This window comes from Nonomuraea sp. NPDC048901 (genome assembly GCF_040649695.1).
In the GTDB taxonomy this organism is placed as follows: domain Bacteria; phylum Actinomycetota; class Actinomycetes; order Streptosporangiales; family Streptosporangiaceae; genus Nonomuraea.
Genome location: NZ_JBEZFW010000009.1, coordinates 469,679 through 479,503 on the forward strand (window position 1 = coordinate 469,679; position 9,825 = coordinate 479,503).

The window sequence follows — 9,825 nt, forward strand, 5'->3', positions numbered from 1 at the left end:
GCGCCGTATGTCGGAGGTGGCGCAGGCCGGAGGGCGAGCTGAAAGGCTTCGCCCTAACGGGGAATTCGCGTCGAGTCTCAGGTGGTTCTCGGGGTCTTCGTAGCACTGTCTCGGGCCGGATGATCGTGGCTTGCCCTTCCGGCTACCGGAGGCGTTGGAGCTTGCTGCCGCCCGTGGAGACGCCTGGCGCTTGGCGGGTCAAGCGAAGGCTGGTGGCATATGCAATTCCGTGTGCTGGGTCCACTTGAGGTCACTGAGGGCGATAAAGTGCTGACGCCGAGTGCGCTCAAGCAGCGTACCGTGCTCGCTCTGCTGGTGACCCATCGCAACCGCGTCGTGCCGGTCAGTACGCTGATCGAGGAGATCTGGGGCGAGTCGCCGCCCAAGAGCGCGGTCACTACCCTCCAGACGTACGTCTACCAGGTCCGCAAACTGTTCGCCGTGCACGCGGGACAGCACGCCGACGACATCCTCATCACCAAGCCACTCGGCTATGTGGCCGCCATCTCGCCCGACGACCTCGACCTGACCGTGTTCGAGAAGCTCCTGGCCAGGGGGCGGGCGGCTCTGGACACGGGCCAGGTCGAGGAGGCCTCCACCGCGCTCCACTCCGCCCTTCGCCTGTGCAGGGGGAGCGCGCTGCCCGACGTGCAGCGCGGGGCGCTGCTCTCCGCGCAGGTCGCCAGGATCGACGAGGCCATGTTGCGCGCGCTGGTCCTGCGCGTCGAAGCCGACCTGCAGCTGGGGCGGCATCACGAGCTGGTCAGCGAGTTGCGCGCGCTGGTCGCCGAGAACCCGCTGCACGAGGATCTCTACGCCAAGCTGATGATCGCGCTCTACCGGTCCGACCGGCGCTCCACCGCGCTGGAGGTCTACCACGAGTTGCGCTGCTCGCTCAACCGGGAGCTCGGGCTCGACCCGTCCCCCGCCCTGCGGCGCCTGCACCAGGAAGTGCTGTCCGACGCGCCTTCGCTGCAGCCTCCCGTGCAGGCCCGTACGTGGGGTGGCACGATCCTGCAGAACGTGCAGCTCGCGCAGCTTCCGCCGGACATCGGCGACTTCGCGGGAAGAAACGATGATTTGGCCGACCTGGACAGGCTGCTCACCCCGCGCGAGACCGCCCCGAGGGTGGTCGTGCTGACGGGGTCGGCGGGCATCGGCAAGTCGGTGCTCGCCAGCAGGGCCGCCCACCGGGTGAGAGACCGGTTCCCCGACTGCCAGCTCTACGCCGACCTGGCCGGCGACACCGGGCCGGCCGATCCCGCCGAGGTGCTCGCCGGGTTCCTGCGGACGGTCGGAGTGCGCCCCGATCTGATCCCCAGCAGCCTGCGCGGTCGTGAGCAGCTCTTCAGGGCCTGGGGTGCCAACCGGGCGGGACTGTTGCTGCTCGAGAACGCCACCTCCGCCGCCTTGTTACGGCCGCTCCTGCCGAGCGGCCCGCACTGGGCGGTCGTGGTCACCAGCCGCTCCGTGCTGACCGGGCTGGCGGGAGCCGACCACCTGCGCATCGGCCTGCTCACCGTCGAGGAGGCGGTGGAGATGCTCGGCAACATCGTCGGGAAGGAACGAGTGGCCGCTGAGCCCGAGGCCGCCGTCGATATCGTCACGATGTGCGGGCTGTGGCCGCTGGCCATCCGTACGGCGGCCGACCGCCTGGTCGCCGCGCCGCACTGGACGCTGGACAAGCTGGTCGTACGGCTCAGCGACGAGTGCGACAGGCTCAGCGAGCTGCGCACCGAGGACCTCGACATCCGCGCGGAGATCGCCTCCAGCTACCAGGAACTCGACGATGTCGAGCGGTCGGCCGTGCTCACCCTGGCGGCGGCCAAGACCTCCATCTTCACTCTTGGCGCGGCCGCGTCGATGCTGGAGGGCGACAGACAGCTCGTGGACAGCACGCTCGACAGCCTGGTCATCAGGCAGTTCCTGCACACCGCCGTCGAGCAGGGCCTGCCCAACGGCGACATCGGCTACCAGATCCCCGTGCTGTTCCGGCTGTTCGCCATGGAGCTCCTGGAGACCGTCGGGCCGATCCTGGGTCTTGTCTAGTCAGCCGCCGGCTCGGGCGCCGACCAGCATGCGCCGGCTCAGGCACCTGCGTATGCGCCGGCCAGCTCGGTGAGGGTGGTCACCGCCTCGGCCGGACTCGGCTGGGCGGCGTTCTCCGCCGCCACCTCGAGGGCGGCCCGCCGTACCGACTGGTCGCTCAGCAGGACTCGTACCGCCTGCCTCGCCTCGGCGGCGTCCAGCTGGGGGTAGGGCACTGACAGGCCGACGCCGCGCGCGGCCACGCGCTCGGCGTTGACCAGCTGGTCGCCCTTGACGGGCACGACGAGCTGGGGGACGCCGCACGCGGCGGCCGTCATCGTGGTGCCCGCTCCGCCCTGGTGGACGACGGCGGCACAGGTCGGCAGCAGCAGGTTCAGCGGGACGCCGCAGGCGACCCTGACCCCTGGAGGCAGGTCACCGAGCAGCTCACGCTGGGCGGGGTCCACCGCGAGCACGATCTCGCCGTCCACGCCGGCCAGGGCGCGCAGCAGTTCCTCCAGCGGCTCCAGATTCCCTCGGGCCTGGGCCAGCGAGGTGCCCCAGGTGACGCAGACCCTGGGTCCGCCCTCGTGCAGCCAGGCCGGCGCGTGGGTGCGCCCGTTGTGCGGGATGTAGCGCATCCGCCACCGCTCGGGCAGGCCGGGAATCTGCAGGCTGGGCGGGCACGGGCACAGCGTCGCCGTCCCCGCCGCGTCGACGCCGGTCAGCCCCAGCCGCTCCCACAGCGGCGCCAGCAGCGGCCACTCGGCGCCCCGCCGCGGCGAGGTGTGGTCGATCCCGTAGGGGAGTCTCACCGAGGGGATGCCGAGCGCCCGCGCCGCCGCGGGTCCGGCGTACTCGCGCGGCTCGAACACCACCAGGTCGGCCGGCCACTCCCGCGCGATGGCGACCACGTCGTCCACGATCGCCTCGGCCGCGAGCCGGAACATCGTCATCGTCCGCGCCGTCCGCTCATCGGCGCCGCCCGCGGGGTCGCCCCTGACGGTCAGGTCCAGGCCGAGCCAGGCGGCGCCCGGGTCGGCGTCGGTGCCCGAGGCGACCGGCTGCAGCCCGGCCTCGGCGATCCGCGCGGCGAAGGACGGCTGGGCGGCGACCCGCACCTCGTGCCCGGCCAGGCGCAGGGCCCAGCCCAGCGGCACCATCGGAAAGTAGTGCGAGGCCGCGGCGTACGTCGTGAAGAGGACCCGCATGAGGCGCTCCTGTCGATGGTGCGATGAGGGTTGGCCGTCAGCGTGGGACCGGCCCCTCGTGAGCCGATCCTGGATCGGTTGAGGCACCCCGGCTCATCGATACTCGAGCGGATCGCGAACGCTCGCTGCGACCGTGACAGCACATGTCACCCGAGGGAGTGGTCGCCCTATGCGCGTGTTGTTCACCACCTGGGCGTGGAGCCCGCATTACTTCCCGATGGTCCCGCTGGCCTGGGCCCTGCGCAACGCCGGGCATGAGGTCCGGGTCGCCGGGCAGCCGGGGATCATCGACCCGATCGTCAACTCGGGTCTGCCCGCGGTCAGCGTGGGCAAGGACATCGACTTCGTGGAGACCGTACGCCAGCAGATGGGCATCGACGGAACAGCGGAGATGACTCCCGAGCGCTGGCGCGAGCTGCGCAAGGGCAAGGGCAAGGCGGCCCTGCGGATCTTCGTGGACCTCGCTGAGGCCATGGTGGACGACCTCGTCGATTTCGGCCGCGCCTGGCGGCCCGACCTGGTGGTGCACACCCCGTCGGGGTTCGCGGGACCGCTGACCGCGGCCGCGCTCGGCGTGCCCAACGTCCGCCATCTCAAGGCGCCCGACATCGCCTACCCGGCGCGGGAACTGGAGGTGGAGCTGCTGGAGCCGCTGCGCAAGAGGCTGGGGATCTCCGCCCCCGTCGACCCGATCGGCGCGTTGACCGTCGACCCGTGCCCGCCGCGCATGCAGGTCCCATCGGAGTACCCCCGGCAGCTCATCCGCTACATCCCCTACAACGGCCCGGGAGTCATGCCGGACTGGCTGCTGGAGCCGGCCGAGCGGCCTCGTGTCTGTGTTACCTGGGGCACCACCCTGGGCAGGCTCAACCCGAACATGGTCCTGGCCGGCACGATGCTGCGGGCCATCGCCGAGCTCGACGTGGAGGTCGTGGCGACCGTCGCCCCCGGGCACGCGGCCCTGGTGGGGGACCTTCCGGCGGGTGTCAGGCTGGTGGAGTCCCTGCCGCTGCACATGCTCCTGCCGACCTGCGACGCCATCGTCCATCAAGGCGGCACGGGCACCACCATGACCAGCCTGGTCTGCGGCGTGCCACAACTGATCGTGCCGCAGTTCCCCGACCACGCCTTCAACGCCGCCCGCCTCGCGGGAGCGGGCGGCGGCATCGTGCTGATGCCCGAAGACGCCGATCCCGAAGCGGTACGCGCCCATGTGCGGCGGCTGCTCGATGACGAGGAACTGCGCGCCTCCGTGCGCAGCCTGCACGACGAGGCGGTGAGCCAGCAGGCCCCCACGGAGATCGTGGGCGTGCTGGAGGATCTCGCCGCCCGCTCACCGCACGCGCCGGCTCACTCCTGATCCCGAAAGTGATCCCGAAAGGTAGATCCGCATGATCGGCAGAAAGCAACTTCCCGAGGACTACCGCAAGTGGAACGAGCGCTGGGGCGCCCCGTTCGGCCACGCCGCCGGTCGGCGCCTGGCCGCGGGCGGGCATCCCACACAGGACGTCCGGGCCGCCCAGCACAACCCGAGCGGCCCTGACTTCGGCCCGTTCGCCTTCCAGCCCGCCAGCCACACGCGCATCTACGAATACCCGTGGGCCTACCTCACGGCCGAGCTCGACTCGCCCAAGCGGCTGCTCGACATCGGCGGCGGCGCCAGCGGCTTCCAGTTCGTGGCCGGCATGGAGGGGCACGACGTCGTCAACGTCGATCCCACGGCCAGGAGCGACTACAACGACTGGAGCGACCCCGGCTACATCCTGCTGACCCCCAACCGGCACCAGGTGCTCAACAACACCTTCGGCACCTCGGTCAAGCTCGTCGCCGAGCGGATCCAGGACGCCGACCTCGGGGTCGAGAGCTTCGATCGGATCTTCTGCCTGTCGGTCCTCGAACACCTGGACGCCGCCGAGACGCTGGAGATCATCGACCACTGCGTCAAGCTGCTGCGTCCGGGCGGGATGCTGCTGCTGACCGTCGACCTGTTCCTGGACCTCAAGCCGTTCGGGGTCATGACCAGGAACGTGTGGGGCATCAACCAGGACGTCCACGCCCTGGTCGAGCGCTCAGGCCTGGACCTGGTCGCCGGCGACCCGCGCGAGCTGCTCGGTTTCCCCGAGTTCGACTTCGAGCGGGTCGTGGACCTGCTGCCCGAGCTCTTGATCTCGAAGGTGTACCCGGTGATGACGCAGACGGCCGCCCTGCGGAAGCCGGTCGGGTGAGTTCCGGCACGCTGACGCTCGCCTTGGCCGACCTGGGTGGGGCCACCTCCGCCCAGGTCGGCACCAAAGCGGCCACCTTGGGCGGGCTCATGGCCGCGGGTTTTCTCGTGCCCGGCGGGTTCGTACTCACCACGCGTGCGCTGGCCCTCGCGCTGGAGGAAGGAGTTGTGGCGAAGGGAGCTGTGGCGGAGGGAGCTGCGGGGGAGGGAGCGCTGCCGGAAGGCGGGGTCCCCCGTGAGGTCGCCGATGCCCTGTGCGCGGCCTACGACGCGCTCGGCGGCGGCCCCGTCGCCGTGCGCTCCTCCTCCGCCGACGAGGACCTCCCCGGCCGCTCGTACGCGGGGATGTACGACACGGTGCTCGACGTCACGGGGCACGACGCGCTGCTGGACGCGGTGCGGACCTGCTGGGCCTCGGCCTTCCATGACCGGGTCGCCGCCTACCGGGGTGACCGGGAGCCCTCGATGGCCGTGCTGGTGCAGCGCATGGTTCCCGCCGAGGCGGCTGGGGTGGCCTTCAGCGCCAATCCCGTCACAGGCGACCGGGACGAGACGCTGGTGAGCGTGGTCGCGGGGCTGGGGGAGCGGCTGGTCTCGGGGCAGGCCACGCCCGACGAGTGGTCCGTACGCGAAGGCAGGCCCACGCGGACCGCGGAGTCCGAGAACGCGCTCGGTGAGAAGGAGGTCGCGGCCGTCGCCGACCTGGTCGCCAGGGTCGAGGCGTGGGCGGGGGTGCCGGTGGACGTGGAGTGGGCCTGGTACGGCGGCGCGGTGGCGCTGCTGCAGGCCCGTCCGATCACCACTCTCGGCGACACGGGGGCACCGAACGGATCAGCGCCGCCGCCCGGATTCTGGACGCGTGGCGAGTACTCGCTCAAGCCGCTGTCCCCGATGAACGTCTGCACTCTGATCCAGGCCGTCAATGACTTCAGCACCGAGCTGTTCAGGTTCGCTGTCGCGGACCGCGTACAGGTGCGCAGCATCGAGGGCTGGTCCTACGTCAGGATCGCTCTCATCCACGAGCCCGAAGCCATCCTGAAGCGCCTCACCCGGATCGCGGCGGCCCTGCGCGCCGACGAACCCTGGCAGCTCGTCAGCTCCTGGCACGACACCTGGGAGCCGGAGATCGCCGCGGGCATCGACCGCGCGAAGCGGACCGACCTGGCGGCGCTGACCGACACCGAGCTGCTCGACCGGCTGGCCGCGCTGCACGAACTGGCCGCCGAGGCGCAACGTCTGCACTTTCTGGTGGGCGGCGCATCCAGCCTGGTCTGGGGCGAGCTCGGTGCCGTCTGCGAGGAACTGCTCGGCTGGGACGTCGCCCAGGTTCTCGTGCTGGTGTCCGGGACGCCGGGCAAGACCAGCGAACCCGCGCGCGAGCTGTCCGGCCTGGCGGCCTTGGCCCGCGGTAAGCCCGCCGTCCGGGACTTGCTGCTCCAGGAGGCGGAGGCCGACCGGGTCCTCGCCGCCGATCCCGAGTTCGCCGCCCGGGTGCGGGCGTTCATGGACGTGTACGGCCTGCGCTGCCTCGGCGCCGACCTGGCCGAGCCCACCATGGCCGAACGCCCCGCTTCCCTGCTGCGCCTGGTGGCCGCCCAGCTCGAGGCCCCCGGCACCGCCGCGGGCACTGAGGCGGCCAGGGCACGGAAGAAGGCGGTCGCCGAGGCCCACGCCCGGCTCGCCACCCCTGGGGACGATTCCGGGAGCGACACGGTCGCCCGGTTCGACCGGCTGCTGGAGCGCGCGCTCATCGCCTACCCGCTCAGGGACGACACGGCCTTCCATGCCCACACCGCCTGGGGCCTGTTCCGGCTCGGCCTGCTGGAGACGGGCCGTCGCCTCGCCCTGCGTGGCCAGATCTCCGAGGAGGCCGAGGTGTTCATGCTGAACCTGGACGAGGTGCGCTCGGCCGTCGCCGACGGCCGGCCGCGAGGCGAGCTGGTCGCCGCCGAGACGGCGCGCGTGGCATGGGCCGCCATGCACATGGGGCCCCAGTCCTACGGGGACCCGCCCACGCTTCCCCCGGTGGCCGAGACGATGGCCGGGCTGGACGCCGACGATCACGCCGCGCTGGCCCCCATGCGCTGGGTCGACGCCGCCTACCGGGTCGGCTCCGAACGCCCGGAACAGAGCCCGGGCGTCCTGCTGCGCGGCGTGGCCGCCTCGGCCGGGCGCTACACGGGGCCGGTCAGGATCCTGGTCAGCGAGGCCGACTTCGCCAAGCTCGAGCCGGGTGACGTGCTGGTCTGCCCGGAGACCACGCCGCAGTGGTCGATGCTGTTCGGCAGTGTCGGCGCGCTGGTCACCGACAGCGGCGGGCTGCTCTCCCACCCGGCGATCATCGCCAGGGAGCACGGCGTGCCCGCCGTCGTCGCGACCGGCAACGCCACCCGGCTGCTGCGCGACGGCCAGCTCGTCACCGTGGACGGCCGGGCCGGACTGGTGGAGGTCCTGTCGTGACGTCGATGTCCGCCATCGAGGCGCGGGACCTTCGCAAGACCTACACCCCACCGTCCGGCGAGGTGCACGCCGTATGCGGCGTCGACCTGGAGGTCGGGCGTGGGGAGTTCTTCGGGCTGCTCGGGCCCAACGGCGCGGGCAAGTCCACGACGATCGGCATGCTGACCACGCTGGTGACCCCCAGCGGCGGCGTCGCGAGGGTGTCAGGCTTCGACGTCAGCCGCGACCCGCTGGAGGTCAAGCGCAGGATCGGCGTCATGGGGCAATTCAACACCCTGGACCGCGAGCTGAGCGTCATCGACAATCTGGAGTTCCGCGGCCGCTATGTCGGGCTGTCCCGGCGGGCGGCGCGGGCCCGCGCCGAGCTGCTCCTGGAGCAGTTCGAGCTGGCAGACAGGCGCGACGCGGAGGCGGCACAGCTGTCGGGCGGCCAGATGCGCCGCATGATGATCGCCCGTACCCTGATCAACCGCCCCGAGGTGCTCTTCCTCGACGAGCCCACCGCCGGCATCGACCCGCAGACCAGGATCGATCTGTGGGGTGTGCTGCGGGAGATGCACGCGAGCGGCCAGACGGTCCTGCTGACCACCCATCACCTGGAGGAGGCCGAGGCGCTGTGCGAGCGGGTGGCCATCATCGACAAGGGGCGGGTGCTGGCCTGCGACACCGTCGACGCGCTCAAGAAATCCCACGGCGACACCGTCATCACCGCCACCTACGACGTACCGCCGCCCGGCGAGCCGCGGGCCCTGCTCGGGCGCGAGGGCGTCAGCGCGGTGACGGTCTCGGGGGCGCAGATCCGCGTCGTCACCACCCGGCCAGAAGGCCTGTTGCGGGAGTTGATCGACATCGGCGCCGCGCACGGCGCCGACCTGCTGGACATCACCACCCTGCGCCCGAGCCTGGAGAGCGTCTTCCTGGCGCTGACCGGAAGGGAGTACCGCAATGACCACATTGGACATCGCGCCGCCCGCTGAGGAGACGCGGCGCCTGGGCGGGGCCCACACCTTCTGGGCGATGCTGGCCAGGGACGCCAGGGTCGTGCTGCGCAAGCAGTGGTTCACGTTCCTGTCGCGGGTGCTGGTGCAGCCGCTGCTGTTCATGTTCGTCTTCTCGTACGTCCTGCCGGCGGCCCAGCTCTCCCCGGCCGCCGGTGGCGTCTCCTACAGCACGATCATGATCCCTGGCATCCTCGCCACCACGATGATCTACGCCGGCATCATGGGCGTCTCGGTGCCGCTCATCTCGCAGATGTCCTTCCCGCGCGAGATCGAGGACCGGCTGCTGGCCCCCATCCCGCTCTGGGCGCTCGCTCTCCAGAAGATCACCTCGGGCGCGATACAGGCGCTGCTCGCCGCGATCTGTGTCTTCCCGGTTCTCTACTTCACCCACGCTCCCGGGGAGTCGCCGGTGCTGCTGGTGACGAGCTGGCCGCTGTTCGCCGCCGTCGTCGTCTCGGGGGCGCTGCTGTCGTCGTGCCTGGGCCTGCTACTGGGGACGATCATCGACCCCACCCAGTTCAACCTGCTCTTCACCGTGATCATGATGCCGGCGCTGATGCTGGGCTGCGTCTACTATCCCTGGGCCGCGCTCGGCAACCTCCCCTGGCTTCAGGCTCTCGTGTTGCTCAACCCGATCGTCTACCTCAGCGAGGCGTTGCGCGCCGTACTGACACCGGTCATGCCGCATATGCCGCAGTGGGCGTTCATGCTCGCGCTGGTCGGCGGGACCCTGGTGACCGCGCTGCTCTCGATCCGGTTCTTCCGCAAGGCCGTCAGCAAGTAGAGCCGTCAGCGAGTAGAGCCGTCGGCAGGTAGAGCCGTCAGCAAGAAGACGACAGAGGGCGGGGGGGGGGGGGGGGGCCCGCCCCCCCCCCCCGAGTGGGAGAGTGGGGCCTGCCCC

General features: G+C 71.1%; 7 protein-coding genes. 6 read left to right on the top strand and 1 reads right to left on the bottom strand.

Annotation, left to right across the window (positions count from 1 at the left end; all coding sequences use genetic code 11):
* Positions 1-231 precede the first annotated feature (231 nt).
* Positions 232-2,049, top strand: coding sequence for a BTAD domain-containing putative transcriptional regulator (locus AB0C30_RS31855; RefSeq protein ID WP_357951594.1), 1,818 nt, complete (start codon positions 232-234; stop codon positions 2,047-2,049).
* A 38-nt stretch (positions 2,050-2,087) separates the two neighbouring features.
* Here the strand turns inward: AB0C30_RS31855 and AB0C30_RS31860 are convergent, their stop codons facing one another.
* A complete protein-coding gene (locus AB0C30_RS31860) occupies positions 2,088-3,239 on the bottom strand; it encodes a nucleotide disphospho-sugar-binding domain-containing protein (RefSeq protein WP_357951596.1) in 1,152 nt (383 codons plus the stop codon).
* A gap of 169 nt (positions 3,240-3,408) precedes the next feature.
* On the opposite strand from AB0C30_RS31860, the gene AB0C30_RS31865 reads away from it, so the two are divergent.
* The 5 genes from AB0C30_RS31865 to AB0C30_RS31885 are packed head-to-tail and all read left to right on the top strand — an operon-like array spanning position 3,409 to position 9,708.
* Positions 3,409-4,599: a nucleotide disphospho-sugar-binding domain-containing protein gene (locus AB0C30_RS31865; protein ID WP_357951597.1), complete on the top strand. Its 1,191-nt coding sequence runs from the start codon at positions 3,409-3,411 to the stop codon at positions 4,597-4,599.
* A 31-nt stretch (positions 4,600-4,630) separates the two neighbouring features.
* Positions 4,631-5,464 (top strand): class I SAM-dependent methyltransferase, encoded by an 834-nt coding sequence (locus AB0C30_RS31870; protein ID WP_357951599.1) that lies wholly within the window; start codon positions 4,631-4,633, stop codon positions 5,462-5,464.
* Complete coding sequence (locus tag AB0C30_RS31875) at positions 5,461-7,923, top strand: PEP/pyruvate-binding domain-containing protein (RefSeq protein ID WP_357951601.1); 2,463 nt, start codon at positions 5,461-5,463, stop codon at positions 7,921-7,923. The genes AB0C30_RS31870 and AB0C30_RS31875 overlap by 4 nt, the downstream gene beginning before the upstream one ends.
* Positions 7,924-7,928: 5 nt before the next feature.
* Complete coding sequence (locus AB0C30_RS31880; RefSeq protein ID WP_357951616.1) at positions 7,929-8,900, top strand: ABC transporter ATP-binding protein; 972 nt, start codon at positions 7,929-7,931, stop codon at positions 8,898-8,900.
* Complete coding sequence (locus tag AB0C30_RS31885) at positions 8,869-9,708, top strand: ABC transporter permease (protein WP_357951602.1); 840 nt, start codon at positions 8,869-8,871, stop codon at positions 9,706-9,708. Before AB0C30_RS31880 ends, AB0C30_RS31885 begins: the two co-directional genes overlap by 32 nt.
* Positions 9,709-9,825 lie beyond the last annotated feature (117 nt).

Excerpts from the sequence above, each read along its gene's own strand:
- AB0C30_RS31860 (WP_357951596.1), bottom strand. The coding sequence starts at position 3,239 with ATGCGGGTCCTCTTCACGACGTACGCCGCGGCCTCGCACTACTTTCCG.
- AB0C30_RS31880 (WP_357951616.1), top strand. The coding sequence starts at position 7,929 with ATGTCCGCCATCGAGGCGCGGGACCTTCGCAAGACCTACACCCCACCG.
- AB0C30_RS31865 (WP_357951597.1), top strand. The coding sequence starts at position 3,409 with ATGCGCGTGTTGTTCACCACCTGGGCGTGGAGCCCGCATTACTTCCCG.
- AB0C30_RS31885 (WP_357951602.1), top strand. The coding sequence starts at position 8,869 with ATGACCACATTGGACATCGCGCCGCCCGCTGAGGAGACGCGGCGCCTG.
- AB0C30_RS31870 (WP_357951599.1), top strand. The coding sequence starts at position 4,631 with ATGATCGGCAGAAAGCAACTTCCCGAGGACTACCGCAAGTGGAACGAG.